1 protein-coding gene is annotated in these 879 nt (G+C 69.1%); it reads left to right on the forward strand.

Annotated elements, in window-relative coordinates:
• Window positions 1-879 (forward strand): DUF255 domain-containing protein (locus tag JCM19049_RS15810; protein WP_279403398.1); only part of this gene is annotated, 879 nt, incomplete at both ends.

Below are 879 nucleotides of genomic sequence, written 5' to 3' on the forward strand. Positions count from 1 at the left end.
CAGCCGCTACCTCAGGCAGCACGCCCACCAGCTGGTGGACTGGTGGTCCTACTCGGCCGAGCCTTCGCCGAAGCCGGCGCCGGGACCGCCCGGTGATGCTCTCCATCGGGTACGCCGCCTGCCACTGGTGCCACGTCATGTCCCGCGAGTCCTTCGACGACCCGCAGGTTGCCGCCTACCTGAACGAACATTTCGTCTCAATCAAGGTCGACCGGGAACAGCATCCGCTGGTCGATGACACCTACATGCTCGCCACCCAGGCCCTGACCGAGGCCGGCGGCTGGCCAATGACCGTGTTCACGCTGCCCGACGGGCGCACCTTCCACGCCGGCACCTACTTCCCGCCCCGGCAGCGCGGCCGGGTGCCCTCCTTCATGCAGGTGCTCACCGCCGTCACCGAGGCCTACACCCAGCGCCGTGAGGGGGTCGAGCAGCAGGCCGCGGCGCTGGCCGAGCACCTGGTGGAACTCAGCCGCGGACAACACCAGATGATGAAGTTCTCCGCCGATCCCGCCACGGTCCAGGACGGGAACCAGGCCGAGGGGCAGGCACTGGAGGTTGCGGTGCACCAGTGGATCGAGACCACCCGCAGCGAGGGCGGGTTCACCCCCGCCCCCAAATTCCCGCCCACCCAGTCACTGGTGGTGCTCTGGCAGCAGGTGCTCACCCACCCCGAGCCGGGCCCGTTGTTCGACGCGGCCGCCACCACCACCGAGGCGATCGTGCTCGGCGGGTTGCAGGACCACGTGGGGGAGGCTTCGCCCGCTACTGCGTGGATGAGCATTGGGCGGTGCCGCACTTTGAGAAGATGCTCTACGACAACGCCCAGCTGCTGCGGCTGCTGGGACTGTGCCAGCTGGCCTGCACCCAGCTGGCGGC

Source organism: Arthrobacter sp. JCM 19049, from assembly GCF_001310435.1.